Below are 19,236 nucleotides of genomic sequence, written 5' to 3'. Positions count from 1 at the left end.
CAGGCGGGGCGTCGTCGTCGAGGCGCGTGCGGCCCCGGCCCGCCAGCCGTCTCAGTCCTCCGGTGCCGACTCCGCGTCATGCGTGGCGGGCGCGGGCGTGTGCGCCTCGAGCTCGGTCGCGACGACGCGCGGTGCCTCGGACATGAACCGACGCACGTCGAGGTCCACGATGATGTCCTGCGGCCGCAGCGGCCGGGTCAGGTACAGCCCCTCGAGCGAAGTCAACCGGGACAGCGCGACGTAGGTCTGACCCGCGCTGAACACCCGGTTGCCGAGGTCCACCACCGCCCGGTCGTAGGTGCTCCCCTGCGACTTGTGGATCGTCACCGCCCAGGCCAGGCGCAGGGGGAACTGCTGGAACTCCCCCACGGTGTCCTTCTTGAGTTCCTTCTTGTCCGGGTCGTAGGAGTACTTGAACTTTTCCCACACCGACGGCTGGACCTCGAACGTCTCACCGTCGACGTCGACCCACACGGTGTCGCGGATGCTCGTCACGATGCCGAGGGTCCCGTTCACCCATCGTTGGTCCTGGTCGTTGCGCAGGAACATCACGTGCGCGCCCGGCTTCAGTTCGAGTGCTTCGTCGGCGGGGAAGTTCCGGCCGCCGAAGTCGCCGTTGACGTCGGCCCTGGCGGTCTTCACGGTGCCGGGCAGCCGGTCGAGCGCTGCCTTGTTGATCCGGGCGACGGTGTCGTTGCGCGTCGCGAGGGTGATCGCGTCGTCCGGAGCCGGTCGGGCGCCGGCCGCGTTGAGCCGCTCCGCCACGTCCGCGGTGACCCGCCCGTGCCGGACGGCGGTGAGCATCGCGGCGAAGGCGTCGTCGCGCTGCCGGTGCACGGTGGCGAGCTCGATGATGTGCAGCTCCGCTTCGAGCCACACCTTCGCGTCGAAGAACCACATCGACCGGTAGTGGTCGGTGAAGTACGCGCGTTCGTCGCCGTCGCCCGGCACCGGCGGCAACTGGTACGGGTCGCCGAACATCACGACCTGGACGCCACCGAACGCCTCGAACTGCCGCCCCCGCGCCTTCCGCAACGAGCGGTCCATGGCGTCGAGCAGGTCGGCGTTCACCATCGAGACCTCGTCGATCACGAGGGTGTCGATGGTGTTCAGGAGCTTCCGGGTCTCCGGGCCCTGGCGCAGGTCCGCGTCGGCGATGAGCCCGATCGGCAACCGGAAGAGCGAGTGGATGGTCTGGCCGCCGACGTTCAGCGCGGCGACGCCCGTCGGCGCACAGATCACGACCTGCTTGCCGGTGTTCCACGACAGGTGGTTCAGGAGCGTGGACTTGCCGGTCCCGGCACGACCCGTGATGAAGACGTGGTCCCGGGTGTGCTCGATGTACTCGAAGACGGCGCGCTGCTCGGCGCTCAGTTCGATGCTCATCGCGCGTCCGCCTCGGGTTCGGTGCGGACGGCCGGTCGGGAGGCACGGGTCGCCCCGACCTCGTCGCTCACGCCCGCCAGCGGGTCGGCGCCGACCGAGGTGGCGCTGGCCGGCGCCGCACCGTGCCGGAGGCGCACCAGGACCACGAGCACGACGGTCACGGCGAGGAGCACGCCGGCGACGACCAGCACGAGCCCGCCCCCCGCCTGGTTGGTCAACGGGTCGGCGCCCCACTCGCGGCCCATCGCCCCGAACCAGGACGCCTGCAGCAGCCCGAGCGGGCCCCGCATCGCGATGCCGAGCGAGACGAGCCCCGCGGCCACGACGACGCCGCCGACGACACGGACGAGTGCGGCGGCGACCGACGGCCGACGTGCTCCGGCGGCCACGGGCGTCAGGAGCGTCGGGAGCGCCAGGAGTCCGACGAGCAGGAACACGGCGTCGATCACGGTGCGACCGATCGGGTCGGAGACGGACCACCGCACCGCATCGGTCGCGAAGAACGCCCACCACAGCGCCGCCAGGAACACGAACGCGGGGAAGGGTTGAGCCAGGTAGCGGACCACGCCGTTGTCGACGAGGACACCGGTCCACTCGCGTACCCCGGTGCTGTCGTCCGCACGCGGGTGGACCGCCGCCCGGATGAGCTGCACGGGCGCCGAGGCCCACGCGAGCGCCGGGACGACCAGCCCGAGGACCACGTGGGCCCCGACGTTCGCCGAGATCAGGAACCGGTCGTAGGTGTGCAGCGCCCCGGAGGTCGCCACCACCAGCGAGACGATCGCGAGCACCGCGGCGGTGGTGCGCTGCACGGGCCAGCGCACGCCACCGCGACGGAGCCGGACCACACCCGCGGCGTACGTCGCGGCGAGCAGCACCGCGACCATCACCCAGAACAGGTCCACGTTCCACGCCGTCAGCCACCCCCATGCCCCGGGGGCGTGCGGCAGCGGGTCGTCGGTCAGGATCTCGGCGGGGGTCGGGTCGGCCGTCTTGCTCAGCGCGATCTGCCCGATCGGGGTGGCGGTACGACCGAGGGCGACGGCGAACCCGGAAGCCACGCCCATCACGGCGAGCTCCACGACGACGAGCGTCCAGAAGGGCCGGCGCCGCCCGGGTGCCTGCGTCAGTGCGCGGATGGTCCGCTGACGCTGCACGACCCCGATGGCCCCCATCGCGACGATGGCCGCGATCTTGACGAGGACGAGCACCCCGTACGGCGTCAGCAGGTTGCCGAAGCTCCCGACGCGGATCTGCGCCGAGGCCACCCCGGACACGGCGACGAGCACGAAGCACCCGAGGGCGACGCTGGAGTACCGGCCGACGACGGCACCGAGGCGATCGCCCGGCAGGACCGGACGGATGAGCACGAGCACGACGAGCCCGCCGATCCACAGGGCGGCACCCACCAGGTGCAGCCCGAGTGCGGTGACCGCGGCGTCGTGGCTCGCGGTGCCGGCGGCGTGCCCCTGCTGGGCGAGCGGGACGAGACCGATCAACGACACCCCGGCGGTCAGCGCGACCATTCCGCGGGACCGCACGGCGAAGCACATCACCGTCACCGCGGCGGCGACGAGGACGCTCACCAGCCACGCGAGCCCGAGGTCGGTGCCGGTCAGGAACACCCCCATCGACTGGCCGAACTGCTCGTCGAGGCGCACCCCCGAGCCGGCGACGCTGAGGAAGGTGAAGAAGGTCGTGACCGCGCTGGAGACGGTCCAGAGCGCGGCGGCCCCGGCAGCGATGTCGATCGCCCGGTTCCACTCCGGCTCGGCACGGGAGAGCCCGATCGTGGTCAGCGCGAGACCACCGATCGTGGCCGCAGCCGACAGGTCCACGATCATCCGCGCGATCGGGAGCCCGAACCGCACGGCGGAACCGGGGTCCGCGATCAGCGCGGGGTCGGCGCCGCCACCGATGACGAGTGCCACGAGCAGGGAGACGAACCCGACGAGCAGCAGCACGGCGGGGCCGGCGATGCGCGCGATCCGGTTCACCCGTCAAGCCTAGGCGCTGCCCCGGCGGGCACGGAATCGACGAGCGCACCTGTGGACGACGACCCGCTGTGCACCGGGAACGACGGAAGGGACGGCCGAAGCCGTCCCTTCCGGGTGGTACTGGGGGGACTTACTTGACGGCGGCCTTGAGCTTCGAGCCGGCGCTGACCTTGACCGAGTCGCTCGCGGCGATCTGGATGGCGTCACCCGTCTGCGGGTTGCGACCGGTGCGCGCGGCGCGGTGGGTCTTCTCGAAGGCGATCCAGCCCGGGATCGTGACCTTGGTGCCGTCGGCGACCGAGCTCGAGACGACGCTGAAGAGCGCGTCGACGACGCCGTTCACGGTGGCCTGGCTCTGGCCGGACTCGGCGGCGACGGCTGCGACGAGCTCAGTGCGGTTCAGGGACTTGTCAGCCATTGAATGTCCTCCTCGGACGACTTGCGGTATGGGTCGGACACCGTGGTGCCCGTGTGGGACGCCGGAGCGTCCGCACGGTCCGGCGCGGGTGCACCGGATCGGTCAGACCATCAGGCCGAGGGCCCGTGGAACCGCTGATGAACCTACCAGCAGGGTGGGACGTTCTCGGTCGACTCGCCCGGATTTCCGGGGTTGTTCCGGCCGGAACGGGGCGCATGTGACGAAAGTGACGCGCATGTACCCCGGATACGGCGAACGCCCCGCCACCAACAGGTGACGGGGCGTTCGCGGAAGCTGGTGCTTACCAGGAGCTCTTCGTGATGCCCGGCAGCTCGCCACGGTGGGCCATGTCGCGGAAGCGGACACGGCTGATGCCGAACTCACCGAGGTGGCCACGGGGGCGACCGTCGATGGCGTCACGCTTGCGGTAGCGGACCGGCGACGCGTCGCGGGGCAGCTTCTGCAGGCCGACGCGGGCGGCCTCACGCGACTCGTCGGTGCCGTTCGGGTCCACGAGGGCCTTCTTCAGCTCGAGACGACGCTCGGCGTAGCGCGCGATGATCACTGCGCGCTGGTTGTTCTTCGCGATCTTGCTCTTCTTCGCCATGCTTAGCGCTCCTCACGGAAGTCGACGTGCTTGCGGATCACCGGGTCGTACTTCTTGAGCACGAGTCGGTCGGGGTTGTTCCGACGGTTCTTCTTGGTCACGTAGGTGAACCCGGTGCCCGCCGTCGAGCGGAGCTTGATGATCGGACGGATGTCCTGACCCTTTTTCGCCATCAGATCTTCTCCCCACGGGCGACGATCGACGCGATGACGGACTCGATGCCGCGGGCGTCGATGACCTTGATGCCCTTCGCGCTGACGTTGAGCGTGACGTTACGACGCAGCGACGGCACGTAGTAGGTCTTCTTCTGCACGTTCGGGTCGAAGCGACGCTTCGTCCGGCGGTGCGAGTGCGAGATGTTGTGTCCGAAGCCGGGAACGGCGCCGGTCACCTGGCACACTGCTGCCATGGTTTCCTCCTGATGCATACCGTGCGGCCGGACGGCCGCACCCAAGGTCACTTGCCTGGCGCGCACGCGCGTGACCACCGGAGTGGATCTGCGAGGGGGGTGTGCGCGCCGCCCAGGCCGGTCGTCCTCGTGAAGAGGGCGGTCACCCCCGTGGAGGAGGTGCCGGCACCACGCGACCGCGGCGTACGCGACGGTCGGAGGGCAGGAACAACGGGTGCTCCGCGCGGACGCGGAGGACCAGCCGTCCACGTTACGCGAGGACCGGGCGTGTCGCAAGCCGCGCCTCCAGTCCGTCACCGCTGTCAGCGGTGCAACCCGCTGGGCGGGAGGAGCAGGAACAGCTCCTGCCGGATCCAGTACAGCCCCGTCTCACGCCGCTCGGCTCGGGTGGCGAACCGGTACCGGAACACCCGCGCCCGCACCCACCGCGGCCGTTCACCGTCGAACGGGTCGGTCCGGAGCAGGCGGAGTGTCGGACGATCGGCCTCGAGCAGCCGCAGGACGAACACCCGGAACCAGCCGTCGTCAGCGCCGAGCGCCAGGAACCACATGAGCCAGTCGAGCCGCAGGTGGTATGGCGCGAACTGCCCGGGCCGCCGACGCGGGTCGCCCGGCTTCCCGCGGAACTCGTAGGCACGCCAGTCCTCTTCCATGGGGACGTCGGCGGTGGTGCCCTCGACGATCACCTCGTCGCGCTGCTGCGTGACGCTGCCGAACGCCCCGTACGCGTTCGCGATCCGCCACTTGTTGAACGACGCGTTCATCAGCTGCTGCCGCGAGACCAGGTTCCTCGCCGCCGGCCAGGACAGCACGGCGAGCAGCACACCGAGCGCGACGGTCACGGCGACGAACACGACCGGTGTGGCCGTGGGTCCGGACGACACCGCGGGCTCCAGCCACGGCAGCACCGCCGCGATCGACCGGTCATCGACCGCCGCGACGGCCAGCACGAGCGTGATCCAGTTGAGCCACGCGAAGTTGCCCGTCACCACGAGCCAGAGCTGCGTGACGAGCACCAGGGCCGCTGCGGCCGAGGCGATCGGCTGCGGGGCGAACAGGAAGAAGGGGACGACGAGCTGCACGACGTGGCTGCCGAGCGTCTCGAGTCGGTGCACGGGCCGCGGCAGCAGGTGCGCCGTCCGCGACACGGGGTTCGGCATCGGCTGCGTCTCGTGGTGGTAGTACAGCGCGGTGAGGTCCCGCCAGGACCGGTCGCCGCGCATCTTGATCATCCCCGCACCGAACTCCAGGCGGAACACGAGCCACCGCAGGGCGATGAGCACGACGACCGGGGGCGCGACGTCGTCCGCACCGAGGAACGCCACCGTGAAGAGTGCCTCCAGCAGGAGGGACTCCCACCCGAACGCGTAGAAGGCCTGCCCGACGTCGACGATCGACAGGTACGCCAACCACAGGAGCAGGAAGCACACCCCCGGCACCCACCACGGCCCGGCCTGCGGCAGCCCGAGCACGAGTGCGGCGGCGACCACCGATCCGCCGCCGGCGAGCACCCGGAGCCGTCGGTCGCTGTAGGCCCACCACCGCCAGACCACGGGGAGCTGCCGGGCGTACGGCGAGCGCATGAAGCGCGGGACGGGCAGGAGGCCCCGCTCACCGAGGAGCGCGGGGAACTGCGCGAGCGCGGACACGAACGCCAGCAGGGCGATCGCGGCGACGCCGCGCTGCACGACGAAGCGGGCGACGTCGTAGTCCGCCGCTCCGGCCCAGGTTGTCCACGGTGCCAGGTCCACGGATCGCACCGTACCCGCGGGCTGCGGGACGGCGGGTCGGGCAACGGGCGGTCGGTCCGCAGCACGCGGACGGGCGCCCCGGCAGGGCCTACGGCCCGACGGTCGGGTGCGGCGCCAACGCCTGCACCATGAGCGCGCCGAGCTCGTCGGGCGCCGTGAACATCGGCCAGTGTCCGGTCTCCAGCCCGAGGATGGCGAGCTCCTCGGTGGCGACGAGCTCCGTGGTCCATGCGTGGTGGTCCGCCACCATCGTCGCGAGCTCCCCCGCCGGGATCTCGCAGGAGATCACCGTCGCCGGGATGCCGTGCCGCGCAGGGTCGGCGTAGTGGAAGCGGTCCCGCGTGACGGCGACCGGCTCGGGGATCGCCCGGCGCTCGACGTCCGCACGGATCGCGTCGGTCATGCCCCGCAGGGTCGCCGCTTCCCAGACGCCCCAGGACGGCAGCGGGACCACGCCGTCGACCACGGGGAGTTCGTCGTTCACGCAGCTGCCCTCGGGTCCCGGGAAGGTGTCGACGTACAGCAGGTGTCCGACGAGCGTCGGGCGCTGGTCGGCGGCCATGTACGCGATGGGCCCTGCGCCGGAGTGCCCGGCGAGCACGACCGGCTCGTCCGGGGTCGCGACGGCATCGAGGCGAGCGACGAGCGACGCGACCTGCTCGTCGAGGGTCGAGCCCTGGCGGGTGACCGCCTCGACGGAGTGACCAGCGGCGCGGAGGACCGGGACGACCGCGTCCCACGCACTCGCGTCCAACCAGAACCCCGGCACCAGGATGACGTGCATGCCGCGGAGGCTACTCGCCGAGCCGTTCGGCCGTGCAGACCGCGCACTCCCCGAAGATGTCGACGACGTGGCTCGCGTTCGTGAACCCGTGCTGGGCCGCGACCCGCTGCGCCCACTCCTCGACCGGGTCGGCCTCGATCTCGACGGTGCGGCCGCAGTTCCGGCAGATCAGGTGGTGGTGGTGCTTGTCCGTGGTGCACGCACGGTAGAGGGACTCGCCGTCCTGCTGCAGGGAGTCGGCGTCACCCTCCGTCGCCAGGTCCGCGAGCGCCCGGTACACGGTGGCCAGGCCGATCGTGGAGCCCCCCTCGCGCAGGTGCTGGTGCAGCGCCTGTGCGCTGACGAAGCCCTCGGTGCCGGTGAGCGCGGCACGGACCGCGTCGCGCTGCCAGGTGTTCCGCTTCGGTTTCTGCACGTCGTTCACGCGCGCACTCCTTCCGTGCGGGCGGTGTCCGGAACGGCAGTCGACTGACCGGACGGACCGGACGTATCGGACGTACCGGCCGGGAGGCCCGGCGCGCGTCCGCCGCGTCCGCCGCGTCCGCCACGGCCCGCCACCCGGTTCCGTCCGCGCTGGTCCCGCCGCCACCCGATGATCCGGCAGACGACCCAGATCGTGAACGAGATGGTCGTCACGTACGGGCTGATCGGCAACCCGCCGCCGAGGGCGAGCAGGATGCCTCCCACCACGGAGACGACCGCGAACAGGGTGGACAGGACCGGCACGACGACGGGGTTCGCGGTGAGCCGGAGTGCGGCCGCCGCGGGGGTGACCAGCAGCGAGAGCACGAGGAGCGCGCCGACGATCTGCACCGACACCGCCGTCGCGAGTCCCAGCACGAGCATGAACACGATCGCCAGGGTGCGCACCGGGATGCCCGCAGCGGCCGCCACGTCCGGGTCCACCGACGAGAACATCAGGGGACGCCAGATCACGAGCAGCGTCACCACCACGATCGCGGCGATCACGATCAGGAACGTCAGCTGCGGGTTGTCGACCGACACGATCTGCCCGGTGAGCAGGCCGAACTTGTTGGCAGCACGACCCTTGTAGAGCGCGAGGCAGAGGATGCCGAGCCCCAGCCCGAACGGCATGAGCACGGCGATGATCGAGTTGCGGTCGCGCGCGCGGGACCCGAGCAACCCGATGAGCAGTGCGGCGATCACCGACCCCACCAGCGAGCCGGTCACGACGTTCACGCCGAGCAGCAGGGACGCACTCGCCCCCGCGAAGGACAGCTCGGAGATACCGTGCACCGCGAAGGGCATGTTCCGGGCGACGACGAACGGGCCGATGAGCCCGCCGACGACCCCGAGCACGGCGCCGGCCCAGATCGAGTTCTGCACCAGGACGAGGAGCTCGCCGTAGTCCTGGAACGAGAAGACCGTCGACCAGACGTCCATCAGATCCGCCCTTCGTCGGACACGGCGGCGTGCGGGTCGACCTCGCCGTGGTGGTGGTGTTCGCCGGAGTGGCCGTGGGCGCCGATCCCGCCGGAGAGCTCGGACGCGCCCACGATGACGATCCGCCCCATGGTACGGACGACGTCGACGGGTGTGCCGTACAGGTCCGACAGGACGTCGGCGCGCAGGACCTCGTCCGGTGCCCCGATGCGGAACCGGCCCCCGGCGATGTACAGGACGCGGTCGACGACGTCGAGGATCGGGTTCACGTCGTGCGTGACGAAGAGCACCGCCGCGTCTCGCTGCCGACGCTGGCGGTCGATGAGTTCCGTGACCCCGCGCTGGTGCCGGAGGTCGAGCGAGATCAGCGGTTCGTCGCAGAGCAGCAGTGCGGGGTCGGCGGCGATCGCCTGACCGACCCGGGTGCGCTGCTGTTCGCCGCCGGAGAGTTCGGCGACGGGCGCGTCCGCGAAGGCCGTCGCCCCGACCTCGTCGAGGATCCGGTCCACCCGGGCACGCTCGGCCCGTGACGGTGGACGGATGCCCCACCGGTGTCCCGTGACGCCCTGGGCGACCATGTCGCGGGCGCGGAGCGGGGTCCCGGCCTCCATCAGTCGCTGCTGCGGGATGTAGCCGATCCGGCGGTGTCCACGGCGGACCGGCTCGCCGAGGAACGACATCGACCCGCTCGTGAGGCGCTGCTGGCCGAGGACCGTGCGGAGCAGTGACGTCTTGCCGGCCCCGTTCGGCCCGAGCACCGCGACGAACTCCCCCGGCGCCAGGTCGAGGTCGAGGTGGCTCCAGAGGTCGCGGGCACCGTAGGACAGTCCGGCGTCGCGGAGCTCGAGGACGGGACCGGTCGTCACTTCGCCAACGCCGTCCGGACCGCGTCGATGTTCGCCTGCTGCCACGACACGTAGTCCTTGCCGGCCGGCAGCGTCTCGGTGACGCCGATGACCGGCACCCCGGCCCGCTCGGCGGCCTTCTGCACGAGTTCGGTCTGCGGGCTCGTGGCCTGGTCGTTCACCGCGAGCAACCGCACCTTCCCACCGGTGAACAGGGCGAGGGTGTCGTGCAGTGCCAGCGGCGGGACGTCGTCGCCCTCTTCGATCGCGTGCGAGAACGCCTCCGGTGTCGCGTTGTGGAGGCCGATCGCGTCGAACAGGTAGCCGGGCACGGGCTCCGTGTACGCGACCTGCTCGCCGCCGTCCTGCTGCTTGAGTGCGGCGGTCTGGGACTCGAGGCCCTGCAGCTTCGCGGTGAGCGACTTGGCGTTCGCGGCGAAGACGTCGGCGTCCGCGCGGTCGAGCGTCGACAGGTGTCGTTCGATCTCGGACACGAGCCGCACCATCGTCGGGTAGTCGTAGAACACGTGCTCGTTGAACGAGGCGTCCCCGCCGGTGTCGAGGCCGGACAGTCGCACGACGTCGATCGTGGCGGCCTTGGTGCGGGACGCGTTCCGCAGCGACGTCATGAAGTCGTCGTACCCGCCGCCGTTCTCGATGAGCAGGTCGGCCTTCGACACCGCGAGCTGGGTCGTGGCACTCGACTCGAACGAGTGCGGGTCCTGCGACGGGTCCTCGAGGATGCTCGTGACCGCGACGTGGTCGCCACCGACCGTGCGGACGAGGGAGCCGTAGACGTTGGTCGAGGCGACGACGTCCACGGTGCGGTCGGTGGTCGCGCCACCGGGCGCGGCTGCGGTCGAGCACCCGGCGAGGGCGAGGACGGCGGCGCCGGCGACGAGCGGGAGGGCGAGGAGACGGGAGCGCATGCTGGTCCGGTTCTGGTCGGTCGTGACGTCGGGGCGATCACCCGACGACCAGACGCTAGCGCTTGTTGATAATGATTGTCAAAACGGGTTGGGGCAAGACGGGAGGCGCGGTGCCAGCTGGCACCGCGCCTCCCGTCCGCGCATGGTCGCCTGGGCGACCCGCTCGCTACGCCTTCGTCAGGTCGTCGACCGAGGCGGCAGCGATCTCGTCCTCCGGCTCGCGACCCGGCGTCCGCAGGTTCCACTTCTTGATCACGAAACTGAACAGGAAGTAGTAGACCGCGGCGTACGCCAGGCCGATCGGGATGAGCCAGATCGCCCCCTGCGCCTTGCCGAAGTTGAGCACGTAGTCGATCGCGCCGGCCGAGAACGAGAAGCCGTCGTGGATGCCGAGCGCGTTGACCAGGGCCAGCGAGGTCCCGGTGAGCACCGCGTGGATGACGTAGAGCGGCCATGCGACGAACATGAACGAGTACTCGAGCGGCTCGGTGATGCCGGTGACGAACGAGGTCAGCGCGGCGGAGAGCATGATGCCGCCGACGAGCTTGCGCTGCGACGGACGGGCGTTGCGCCAGATGGCGAGGGCACCGGCGGGGAGCGCGAACATCATGATCGGGAAGAAGCCGGTCTGGAAGATGCCGGCGGTCCGGTCGCCCGCGAGGAAGCGGGCGATGTCACCGTGGTAGGTGACCCCACCCGACGTGTAGCTGCCGAGCTGGAACCACGGGAAGAAGTTGAGCAGCTGGTGCAGGCCGACCGGGATGAGCAGACGGTTCGCCGTACCGAAGATGCCGCCACCGATCACCGGCTGCGCGGTGACCTGCTCGCCGATCCAGGTGAGTCCCTGGTCGAAGTAGCGGTAGACGAACGACATCACGACGGCGATGAGGAGGCCGGCGACGGCCGCGAGGATCGGCACCAGGCGCCGACCCGAGAAGAAGCCGAGGAAGTCGGGCATCCGCGTCCGGTGGAACTTGGTCCACAGGCCGGCGGAGACGAGCCCCATGACGATGCCACCGAGGACGCCGAAGTTGATGGTCGCCTGGTTGCCCGCGGAGTCCTTCACGCCCTCGAGCACGATCGGCGACATGGCGGCGAAGACCTGGTACATCACCATGTACCCGACGACCGCGGCGAGCGCCGTGGTGCCGTCGGACTTCTTCGCCCAGCCGATCGCGATGCCGACCGCGAAGAGCAGCGGCAACCAGGTGAAGACGCCGTTGCCGGCGGCGGCGACGATCGTCGCGCCCTTCTCGAAGCCGGGGATCGCGCCGAGCATGTCGGACTGGCCGAGGCGGAGCAGGATGCCGGCGGCGGGCATCACGGCGATCGGCAGGAGCAGGCTCCGGCCGAGGCGCTGGGCGTTCGCGAAGAAGCGCGACTGCTTCTTCTTGGTCTTCTCCGGCACATCCGTGGCAGCAGCAGTGCTCATCGGAGTTCCTCTCGTCGTTGGGTGGAGCGGTCGGGTGGGGTGGTTGAGTGGTGCAGCCGGCGCAGGTACTCTCGGCAGTGCCGCGAGGTCCGGTCCTGTCCGGTCATGACCAGTTCGTAGTCTCGATGACCACGACATGCATGTCAACCAGATCGCGCACCCTGTAACGAGGAGGAAACTTCATGGCCGACATCAAGGCATCCGACATCATCGCCGCCCTCGGTGGTCCCGAGAACATCGAAGAGGTCGAGGGTTGCATCACGCGCCTCCGCGTCGAGGTGGAGGACGGCGACCTCGTCGACAAGGACGCGCTGAAGGCCGCGGGCGCCCAGGCGGTCGTCGGCGGTGGCACCGGCTGGCAGGTCATCGTCGGGCCGATCGCGGACAACCTCGCGCAGGACATCCAGGACGAGCTGTGACCTCGGTCCGCACGCCGTTCGCCGGCCCGGTCGTCGCCCTCGCTGACGTCCCGGACCCGGTGTTCGCCGAGCAGCTCGTCGGCGCCGGTGTCGCGGTGGACCCCTCGGCACTCGAGGGCACGGTCACCGCGGTGGCCCCGGTCGACGGCACGATCATCAAGCTCCACCCGCACGCCTTCGCGCTGCAGGGTGCCGCCGGCACGGACGTCCTGGTGCACGTCGGCATCGACACCGTGAAGCTCGCGGGTCAGGGCTTCGAGCTCCTGGCGGCCGAGGGCGACACCGTGCACGCCGGGGACCCCGTCGTCCGCTTCAGCCCGGCTGCGATCATCGCGGCGGGGTACTCCCCGATCTGCCCGGTCGTCGTGCTCGGCTCCGCGCCGGACTCGGTGCCGCAGGGCGCGGTCGGCACGACCGTCCTCGACGGCGAAGCCCTCTTCGAGGCGTAGGCCGCCCGCCGGGAGGTGCCACGCGCCTCCCGGCGGACCGCACCCCCGCCCGCGCATCGCGCCCCGTCACCTCGGGGCGCGACGTCCGCATCGGGGCGCGACCGACCCGACCACGGCGCCCTACGCGACCGACTGCGAGGCCGTGACCTCCATCTGCACCCGGTAGCGGTCCGAGCGGTACCACGACCGGGTGTGCTCCACGGGGCGCTCCCCCACGTACGACACGCGGTCGAACTCCAGCACGGGCGCCCCGGTCTTCGTGCCGAGCAGCGTCGCGACGTCGTCGGCCGCCGGGTTCGCCGCCACCGTCTGCTGCGCCCGGTCGATCGGGGTGCCGTACTCGGTCGCGATGATCGAGTACACGGACCCGGACAGGTCGTGCTCGAGCAGCCCCGGGAAGGCGTCAGCGACGAGCCACGCGTCGTCGATGGACACCGGTGCGCCGTCCGCCATCCGGAGGCGCTTGACGTGGAAGGCCGCGACGTCCGGGTCGAGCCGGAGCGCTGCGGCGGTGTCCGCCGGTGGCACGCGTTCCTCGCGCACGAGCACGACCGTCGTGGGGACGTGCCCCATCGCGCGCATCTCCTCGGTGAACGACGCCAGGTGCAGGGTCGACTGCACGGGACGGTGCGCCACGAACGTGCCCTTGCCGCGCACGCGCTCGAGGTACCCCTCGTTGACGAGTTGACCGAGGGCTTCCCGCACGGTGATCCGGGAGACCCCGTACTCGGCGATGAGCTGCCGTTCCGACGGGATCGCCGCACCGGGGGCCAGGCGGGTCGTGGCGAGGTCGAGGAGGATGCGTCGGAGCTGCTGGTGCTTCGGTTCGGCGCCTTCGGTGATGCGGCTCGTCATCGGTCCCTCGTGCTCCGTTGCTGGTTCGTCGAGTGGTCATGGGCGGACATGACCAGTTCCCCTCACAGTAGCGAGTCGATCTCCGAAGACCAATGCGCATGACAAGATGACGCCCGTGACCTCGGTGGTGATCGTCGACGACGAGACGCTCGTGCGCTACGGCTTCGAACTGATCCTCGGAGCCGCGGCGGACATCGACGTCCTCGCGACCACGAACGACGTCGACGCGGTCCGGGTGATCGCGGAGCACCAGCCGGACGTCGTGCTGCTTGACGTCCGGATGCCCCGGGTGAACGGCCTCGACGTGCTGCGCGAGCTGCAGGACATGCCCTCGCCCCCGGTCGTCGCGATGCTCACGACGTTCGACGCCGAGGAGTACATCGGCCGCGCCATGGAGCTCGGAGCCGCCGGCTTCCTGCTGAAGGACACCGACCCGGAGGCTCTCGCGGAGTACGTCCGCGTCCTGGCCCGCGGGGGTGTCGTGCTCGCACCGGGCGTCGACCGGTCCCGCCTGTTCGCGGCGCGCCGGCCCGTCGAGACCCCGTCGATCTCGGAGCGGGAGCACGCCGTCCTGCGACTCCTGGCGGACGGGGCGAGCAACCCCGAGATCGGGCAGCGGATCGGCGTCAGCACCGGGACGGTGAAGGAGGACGTCCGTGCCCTCCTCGCCGCGTTCGGGGTCCCGACACGCGTCCAGCTCGCGCTGCGCGCGGCCGAGGCCGGACTCCTCGATGGCTGACACGTCCCGGTCGGCGCGCGTCCGCGAGATGCTGCGCCGGACGGACGGGAGGCTCGACCACCTGGTCGACGTCGGCCTGCGCTGGGTGCGCACCCACCGCCTCCCGTGGTGGCTCGTGGACCTGGTGTTCATCGCGGCCGCGGTCGCCGACGCCGTGCTCGACATCTCCGGGGCCACAGCGCTCGAGACGTGGTTGTCGCTCGTCGCGGCCGCGGCGCTCCTCATCCGCCGACGCTTCCCGGTGCTCGCGTTCGCGTTGATCATGCCCGGGCTGTTCGTCGGGTCCGCGGTGGTGGCGGCGAGCGTGGCCCTGTTCACGCTCGGAGCACGGACCCGACGCCGCTGGTTGATGCTGCTCGCGGCGCTGGTGCAGTTCGTCGGCTTCGGTGGCTTCGTCGGTCCGCCGCAGACCCTCGACGAGATCGTCGTGTCGGTCGTCTACGCCCTCATCTTCGCCCTGGGGCCCCTGGCCGTCGGGCTGCTCGTGCAGACCCGGGTGCGCCTGACCGACCAGCTCGCGGAACTGCAGCGTGCCCGCGAGGACGAACGCCGACAGGCCGCGGCCGTCGCACTGTCCCGCGAGCGGGCGCTGCTCGCACGTGAGATGCACGACGTCGTGTCGCACCAGGTGACGCTCATCGCCGTGCAGGCCGGCGCGATGCAGGTGGCGGGCCGGGACGAGGCCGAGCGCGGGTTCGCCCGGACCATCCGGCAGCTGTGCGTCGTGACCCTGCAGGAACTCCGCGAGATGGTGCAGGTGCTCCGGGCGTCCGGCGGCACCGACCGCGAGATCGCGCCCCAGCCCGTGCTCGGGGACCTGCCCAGGCTCATCGCCGAGAGCGGCCTGGACACCAGCGCGTCCGTCGACCTGCCGGACACCCTCGCGCAGCCCCTGCAGCGCGCGGTGTACCGGTTCGTGCAGGAGGGCCTGACGAACGTCCGGAAGCACGCGCCCGATGCAGTCGTCCGGGTCAGCGGGCGCATCCGCGGCGACGCGGTCCTGGTCGACGTCGTGAACGGTCCGGCGCGGTCCGAGCGCCTGGAGCTCCCCGGGTCCGGCCTCGGCCTCATCGGCCTCGCCGAGCGGGCGTCGCTGCTCGGCGGCAGCATGGAGTCCGGCCCGCAGCCCGACGACGGCTTCGCCCTGCACCTGCGGCTGCCCGTCGAGCACGTCCGATCCACGTCCTCGGTCTGACCCGCAGCCGTGTGCCCCCTGGTCCTTCCGGTTGCGTCCCTCGGGACGAACCGGGCAGCATCCCGCTCACCCGGACGGTCGGCTCCGATGGCCGACCGGCCATCGGGGATCACGCCGCGGGTCGATGACGGCGGTGGCCCGATCCGCTTCGATGTGATCGTGCCACCCGAAACACTCCTGTCCCGACTCCGGCGGTTCCCCGTGTCGGTCGTCGTCGCCGTCCTCACGGTCGTCGTCGTCGTCTCCGCACGCATGGCCCGCTCCGAGCCGGACTTCCCGCACCACCCGCCGGTGGCGTGCGCCGCGCTCGTCGCCGTGGCGGTCACGACCGTCCTCGCCGAGCGCGCGCTCGGATCGGTCCGGACGGTCGTGATCGGGGTCGCCGCTCCCCTGCTCGCCGTGCTCACCACGCTCCTCGCGGTCACGATCGGCTCGAGCCTCGGTGAGGCACACGCCGAGTTCGCGGTCGGTCGGCCGCTGTTCGCACCGTCGATCATCGCGGCGGCACTGCTCGGTGCGGCCTCGGCCGCGATGCCCCCGCAGGTCCGCTGGCGCGTGCGCACCGCCCTCTGGACGGTCGTGCTGACGCTCGTCCTGTTCGCGGGCCACGGATCCGACCTGACCCGTGCCCTGGCGACCCTGCTCGGGACCGCCGCCGGCGTGTTCGTCGTGGGACGCGCCTCCCGGCCGGATCCCGGGACCACCCGCGCGACCGCAGCGCCGTCCGCGCGGACGCTCGTCGTGTCGGCGCTCATCGCGCTCGGTGCCGGCACCCTCGTCACCCTGGTCGTGCCGGACCCGGACGGCGTCCTCTCCCCCTTCGCCGACGCGATGACAGACGGCTCGACGGCCCTCGTGGGCGTCCTGCTGCTCGTGTCCGCGTGGCTCCTGCAGCACGGGCGCCGGATCGGCCTGGCGCTGGCCGTCGGCGTGCTCGTCGTCCTCACCGCGGTGACCGCCGACGTGTTCCTCATCGAACCGCTGACCACCGGCGGCATGCACTGGCAGGGGCTCGGGCTCGACGAGGTGGAGTGGCAGGTCACCCTCCTCGGAGCGTGGATCGTGCCGGCCGGGGTGCTCGCCGCCGTCCTCGCGCTGCACGGGCGGTTGGTGCGCGGCCGGTTCCGCACCACCGCCACGAGCCGTGCCGACCTGGTCGGGATGCTCCGCGACGGCGACGCCGGGACCCTCGGCCACATGGGCACCTGGCACGGCAACGCCGTCTGGTTGCACCCGGACGGCCTCGGCGCCGTCGCCTACCGGGTCCGCGGGGATGTCGCGCTGACCGTCTCCGACCCGGTGTGCACCGCGGGACACCGCGCCGCCGTGCTGTCGGCGTTCACCGACTTCTGCACGCGGAACGGGTGGGCGCCCGCGTTCACCAGCGTGCACGAGCCGGTCCGGCAGCTCCTCGCGGCCGAGGGCTGGACCGCGCTGCCCGTCGGCGTCGAGTCGGTGCTCGACGTGACCACGTTCGACCTGCGGGGGAAGAAGCGCCAGGACCTCCGCACGGCGTCGAACCGAGCCGACCGCGAGGGGGTCCGTGACGAGTGGACGACCTTCGACGCGCTCGGCGCTGCCCACCGCGCCGAGGTCGAGGCGATCTGCACCCGTTGGGCTGCCGACCGTCGTCTGCCCGAGATGGGCTTCACGCTCGGCGGCTTCCGTGAGCTGGACGACCCGAACGTCCGGCTCATGCTCGCCGTCGACGCGGAGGACCGGGTGACCGGCGTCACGAGCTGGCTGCCGGTGCACGAGCGCGGGACCCTGACCGGGTACACGCTCGACGTGATGCGCCGCGGCGAGCACGGCATGCCCGGCGTCATGGAGTTCCTGATCGCCCGGACCGCACTCCGTGCACGAGAGGCCGGGCTGACCACCATCAGCCTGTCCGGCACCCCGTTGGCCGCGCACGCCGGAGCCGGGATCCTGGTCACCCGCGGGTCGGCGCTCCTGGCCCGCGCCCTCGAACCCGTGTACGGCTTCCGGTCGCTGCAGCGGTTCAAGGAGAAGTTCGGCGCCCGCCACGAGCCGCTCTGGCTCGTCGTGCCGACGCCGCTGCACGTGCCGCGGGTCGCCCGGGCGCTCGCTGGCGCGTACGTGCCGGGGCTCCGGCCGAAGCACCTCTGGGCGCTCCGCCAGGCACACCGCAGCGCGCAGCGCGCCGAGGTGCCGGCGGTCGCGCCGACGCCGACGGTCGGAGCGGCGCCGGCGGTCGGAGCGGCGCCGGCGGTCGGAGCGGCGCCGGCAGTCGGAGAGGCGGTGGACGCGTGAGCCCCACCGAGTGGCTGCTCGCGACGCAGTTGCAGGACCCGCGGAAGCTCATCGCGGCCGACGTCGTCTTCGCGTTGCTCTGCGTCGGCGTCCTGCTTCCCGCACTCCGCAGCGGCTGGCGGTCCCCGGCGGCCTGGCGGAAGGTCGGGCTCCGCGCCGGCATCGCGGCGGTCACCGCCCTGGTGCTGCTCGTGGTCTGCTGGGTCATCGACGCCACCGACGTCTTCGGGGTCGCGCTGAGCCCCGTGAACCACATGTGGATCGCCCTGGCCGGAGCCGGACTCGCGCTCGCCGTCACCGGGATCGTGCAGGGCGGGCGCTGGCGTCGCACCGCGGCGATCGTGCTGCTCCCGCTGGCGCTGCTCGTCCCCGCGCTCGGGATCAACGTCGAGTTCGCGCAGTACCCCACCCTCGGCACCGTGGTGCAGACCGACCCCTACGCGCGGTTCGACGCCCACGCGGCCCCGCTCGAGACGATGCCCGCGACCGGCCGGGTGAACAAGGTCGTGATCCCCGGCACGGTGTCCCACTTCCACGCGCGTCCGGCGGTCGTGTACCTGCCCCCGGCCGCACTCGTCGCCGATCCGCCTGCGCTCCCCGTGGTCCTGGCGTTCGCCGGGCAGCCGGGCGCACCCGGCGACATGTTCACGGCCGGGCAGATGGCGAAGCCGCTGGACGCCTACGCGGCCGCGCACCACGGCCGTGCCCCGATCGTGGTGTCCGTCGACCAGCTCTCCGCCCCGGGCCGGAACACGATGTGCGTCGACTCGAAGCTGGGCAACGCCGACACCTACGTCACCCAGGACGTCCCCGCGTGGATCCGCACGCACCTGCCGGCCACCACGGACCGGCGCGCATGGGGACTCGTCGGGTTCTCGCAGGGGGCGACCTGCGCAATGCAGTTCCTCACCGGTCACCCGCAGGACTTCTCCGCCGCCCTGGCCATCTCGAGCGAACTGCAGCCGATCGACCAGAGTCCCCAGCACAGCGCGGACCAGGCGTTCGGCGGGTCCGTCGCCGCCTGGAAGGCCGCGGCCCCGATCTCCCTGATGCGCGCGGACGGCCCGTTCCCGGGGCACCGGCTCTGGATGACCGCCGGATCGGCTGATCGAGAGTTCAGCCGCAACGCCGAGCGGCTGGCGCACGCCGCCGAGCTCGCCGGCATCCGGACGACCGTGGCATCGGCGCCCCACAGCGGGCACGACTGGAACACCGTGCAGTGGTCCCTCCGGACCGTCTTCCCCGCCGAGTTGGACGCCCTGTCCGCGGCACAGCGGTGAGCGGCGCGGGGGGTGCCGGTGCCGGGGTGGGCACCGTGCTGATCACCGGTGCGCGGGCCGCCG

Annotated in this window: 20 protein-coding genes; 6 read left to right on the top strand and 14 right to left on the bottom strand. The window is 71.7% G+C overall.

Annotated elements, in window-relative coordinates; all coding sequences use genetic code 11:
- Positions 1 to 51 precede the first annotated feature (51 nt).
- From J7E22_RS08485 to J7E22_RS08425, 13 genes are all read right to left on the bottom strand, one after another.
- The gene (locus J7E22_RS08485; RefSeq protein WP_214980881.1) at positions 52 to 1,386 is read right to left on the bottom strand and encodes an ATP-dependent RecD-like DNA helicase; all 1,335 of its coding nucleotides are present in this window, start codon (positions 1,384 to 1,386) and stop codon (positions 52 to 54) included.
- Positions 1,383 to 3,383 carry a cytochrome c oxidase assembly protein gene (locus tag J7E22_RS08480; protein ID WP_214980879.1) on the bottom strand — a complete coding sequence of 667 codons (2,001 nt, stop codon included), beginning with the start codon at positions 3,381 to 3,383 and terminating at the stop codon, positions 1,383 to 1,385. The genes J7E22_RS08485 and J7E22_RS08480 overlap by 4 nt, the downstream gene beginning before the upstream one ends.
- Positions 3,384 to 3,513: 130 nt before the next feature.
- Complete coding sequence (locus J7E22_RS08475; RefSeq protein ID WP_214980877.1) at positions 3,514 to 3,801, bottom strand: HU family DNA-binding protein; 288 nt, start codon at positions 3,799 to 3,801, stop codon at positions 3,514 to 3,516.
- Between the two features lie 301 nt (positions 3,802 to 4,102).
- The gene (rpsN, locus tag J7E22_RS08470) at positions 4,103 to 4,408 is read right to left on the bottom strand and encodes a 30S ribosomal protein S14 (protein WP_214980869.1); all 306 of its coding nucleotides are present in this window, start codon (positions 4,406 to 4,408) and stop codon (positions 4,103 to 4,105) included.
- 2 nt (positions 4,409 to 4,410) lie between these two features.
- A complete protein-coding gene (gene rpmG, locus J7E22_RS08465; protein WP_017886456.1) occupies positions 4,411 to 4,581 on the bottom strand; it encodes a 50S ribosomal protein L33 in 171 nt (56 codons plus the stop codon).
- A complete protein-coding gene (rpmB, locus tag J7E22_RS08460; protein WP_214980861.1) occupies positions 4,581 to 4,817 on the bottom strand; it encodes a 50S ribosomal protein L28 in 237 nt (78 codons plus the stop codon). The genes rpmG and rpmB overlap by 1 nt, the downstream gene beginning before the upstream one ends.
- A gap of 302 nt (positions 4,818 to 5,119) precedes the next feature.
- On the bottom strand, positions 5,120 to 6,577 hold the full coding sequence (locus tag J7E22_RS08455; protein WP_374193264.1) for a lipase maturation factor family protein: 1,458 nt from the start codon (positions 6,575 to 6,577) through the stop codon (positions 5,120 to 5,122).
- 79 nt (positions 6,578 to 6,656) lie between these two features.
- Complete coding sequence (locus J7E22_RS08450; RefSeq protein ID WP_214980857.1) at positions 6,657 to 7,352, bottom strand: alpha/beta fold hydrolase; 696 nt, start codon at positions 7,350 to 7,352, stop codon at positions 6,657 to 6,659.
- A 10-nt stretch (positions 7,353 to 7,362) separates the two neighbouring features.
- Positions 7,363 to 7,776, bottom strand: a complete 414-nt coding sequence (locus J7E22_RS08445) for a Fur family transcriptional regulator (protein ID WP_214980855.1) — start codon at positions 7,774 to 7,776, stop codon at positions 7,363 to 7,365.
- Positions 7,773 to 8,756 (bottom strand): metal ABC transporter permease, encoded by a 984-nt coding sequence (locus J7E22_RS08440; RefSeq protein ID WP_214980853.1) that lies wholly within the window; start codon positions 8,754 to 8,756, stop codon positions 7,773 to 7,775. Before J7E22_RS08440 ends, J7E22_RS08445 begins: the two co-directional genes overlap by 4 nt.
- Positions 8,756 to 9,622, bottom strand: coding sequence for an ABC transporter ATP-binding protein (locus J7E22_RS08435; RefSeq protein WP_308159186.1), 867 nt, complete (start codon positions 9,620 to 9,622; stop codon positions 8,756 to 8,758). Before J7E22_RS08435 ends, J7E22_RS08440 begins: the two co-directional genes overlap by 1 nt.
- Entirely contained in the window at positions 9,619 to 10,530 is a 912-nt protein-coding gene (locus tag J7E22_RS08430) for a metal ABC transporter solute-binding protein, Zn/Mn family (protein WP_214980849.1), read from the bottom strand. Before J7E22_RS08430 ends, J7E22_RS08435 begins: the two co-directional genes overlap by 4 nt.
- 166 nt (positions 10,531 to 10,696) lie before the next feature.
- Complete coding sequence (locus J7E22_RS08425; protein ID WP_214980841.1) at positions 10,697 to 11,962, bottom strand: PTS transporter subunit EIIC; 1,266 nt, start codon at positions 11,960 to 11,962, stop codon at positions 10,697 to 10,699.
- Positions 11,963 to 12,144: 182 nt separating this feature from the next.
- On the opposite strand from J7E22_RS08425, the gene J7E22_RS08420 reads away from it, so the two are divergent.
- Both J7E22_RS08420 and J7E22_RS08415 read left to right on the top strand, forming a co-directional pair.
- Positions 12,145 to 12,381: a PTS transporter subunit EIIB gene (locus J7E22_RS08420; protein WP_214980839.1), complete on the top strand. Its 237-nt coding sequence runs from the start codon at positions 12,145 to 12,147 to the stop codon at positions 12,379 to 12,381.
- Positions 12,378 to 12,830 carry a PTS glucose transporter subunit IIA gene (locus tag J7E22_RS08415; RefSeq protein WP_214980838.1) on the top strand — a complete coding sequence of 151 codons (453 nt, stop codon included), beginning with the start codon at positions 12,378 to 12,380 and terminating at the stop codon, positions 12,828 to 12,830. Before J7E22_RS08420 ends, J7E22_RS08415 begins: the two co-directional genes overlap by 4 nt.
- A 120-nt stretch (positions 12,831 to 12,950) precedes the next feature.
- Here J7E22_RS08415 and J7E22_RS08410 read toward each other — a convergent pair whose 3' ends face one another.
- The gene (locus J7E22_RS08410; RefSeq protein WP_214980837.1) at positions 12,951 to 13,685 is read right to left on the bottom strand and encodes a GntR family transcriptional regulator; all 735 of its coding nucleotides are present in this window, start codon (positions 13,683 to 13,685) and stop codon (positions 12,951 to 12,953) included.
- Positions 13,686 to 13,791: 106 nt separating this feature from the next.
- Between J7E22_RS08410 and J7E22_RS08405 the strand changes: the two genes are divergently transcribed.
- The 4 genes from J7E22_RS08405 to J7E22_RS18185 all read left to right on the top strand — a co-directional run bounded on the left by J7E22_RS08405 (position 13,792) and on the right by J7E22_RS18185 (position 19,173).
- On the top strand, positions 13,792 to 14,424 hold the full coding sequence (locus tag J7E22_RS08405) for a response regulator transcription factor (RefSeq protein WP_251008878.1): 633 nt from the start codon (positions 13,792 to 13,794) through the stop codon (positions 14,422 to 14,424).
- Positions 14,417 to 15,619 (top strand): sensor histidine kinase, encoded by a 1,203-nt coding sequence (locus J7E22_RS08400; RefSeq protein WP_214980836.1) that lies wholly within the window; start codon positions 14,417 to 14,419, stop codon positions 15,617 to 15,619. Before J7E22_RS08405 ends, J7E22_RS08400 begins: the two co-directional genes overlap by 8 nt.
- 87 nt (positions 15,620 to 15,706) lie before the next feature.
- The gene (locus tag J7E22_RS08395; protein ID WP_214980835.1) at positions 15,707 to 17,893 is read left to right on the top strand and encodes a bifunctional lysylphosphatidylglycerol flippase/synthetase MprF; all 2,187 of its coding nucleotides are present in this window, start codon (positions 15,707 to 15,709) and stop codon (positions 17,891 to 17,893) included.
- Positions 17,890 to 19,173, top strand: coding sequence for an esterase family protein (locus tag J7E22_RS18185; protein ID WP_214980834.1), 1,284 nt, complete (start codon positions 17,890 to 17,892; stop codon positions 19,171 to 19,173). Before J7E22_RS08395 ends, J7E22_RS18185 begins: the two co-directional genes overlap by 4 nt.
- The last annotated feature ends 63 nt before the right edge of the window (positions 19,174 to 19,236 follow it).

Source organism: Curtobacterium sp. ISL-83, from assembly GCF_018613895.1.
Taxonomy (GTDB): domain Bacteria; phylum Actinomycetota; class Actinomycetes; order Actinomycetales; family Microbacteriaceae; genus Curtobacterium.
This window is presented reverse-complemented; position numbering and strand designations above follow the sequence as displayed.

Excerpts from the sequence above, each read along its gene's own strand:
- J7E22_RS08485 (WP_214980881.1), bottom strand. The coding sequence starts at position 1,386 with ATGAGCATCGAACTGAGCGCCGAGCAGCGCGCCGTCTTCGAGTACATC.
- J7E22_RS08475 (WP_214980877.1), bottom strand. The coding sequence starts at position 3,801 with ATGGCTGACAAGTCCCTGAACCGCACTGAGCTCGTCGCAGCCGTCGCC.
- rpsN (WP_214980869.1), bottom strand. The coding sequence starts at position 4,408 with ATGGCGAAGAAGAGCAAGATCGCGAAGAACAACCAGCGCGCAGTGATC.
- rpmG (WP_017886456.1), bottom strand. The coding sequence starts at position 4,581 with ATGGCGAAAAAGGGTCAGGACATCCGTCCGATCATCAAGCTCCGCTCG.
- rpmB (WP_214980861.1), bottom strand. The coding sequence starts at position 4,817 with ATGGCAGCAGTGTGCCAGGTGACCGGCGCCGTTCCCGGCTTCGGACAC.
- J7E22_RS08450 (WP_214980857.1), bottom strand. The coding sequence starts at position 7,352 with ATGCACGTCATCCTGGTGCCGGGGTTCTGGTTGGACGCGAGTGCGTGG.
- J7E22_RS08440 (WP_214980853.1), bottom strand. The coding sequence starts at position 8,756 with ATGGACGTCTGGTCGACGGTCTTCTCGTTCCAGGACTACGGCGAGCTC.
- J7E22_RS08430 (WP_214980849.1), bottom strand. The coding sequence starts at position 10,530 with ATGCGCTCCCGTCTCCTCGCCCTCCCGCTCGTCGCCGGCGCCGCCGTC.
- J7E22_RS08425 (WP_214980841.1), bottom strand. The coding sequence starts at position 11,962 with ATGAGCACTGCTGCTGCCACGGATGTGCCGGAGAAGACCAAGAAGAAG.
- J7E22_RS08420 (WP_214980839.1), top strand. The coding sequence starts at position 12,145 with ATGGCCGACATCAAGGCATCCGACATCATCGCCGCCCTCGGTGGTCCC.
- J7E22_RS08410 (WP_214980837.1), bottom strand. The coding sequence starts at position 13,685 with ATGACGAGCCGCATCACCGAAGGCGCCGAACCGAAGCACCAGCAGCTC.
- J7E22_RS08405 (WP_251008878.1), top strand. The coding sequence starts at position 13,792 with ATGACGCCCGTGACCTCGGTGGTGATCGTCGACGACGAGACGCTCGTG.
- J7E22_RS08400 (WP_214980836.1), top strand. The coding sequence starts at position 14,417 with ATGGCTGACACGTCCCGGTCGGCGCGCGTCCGCGAGATGCTGCGCCGG.
- J7E22_RS08395 (WP_214980835.1), top strand. The coding sequence starts at position 15,707 with ATGGCCGACCGGCCATCGGGGATCACGCCGCGGGTCGATGACGGCGGT.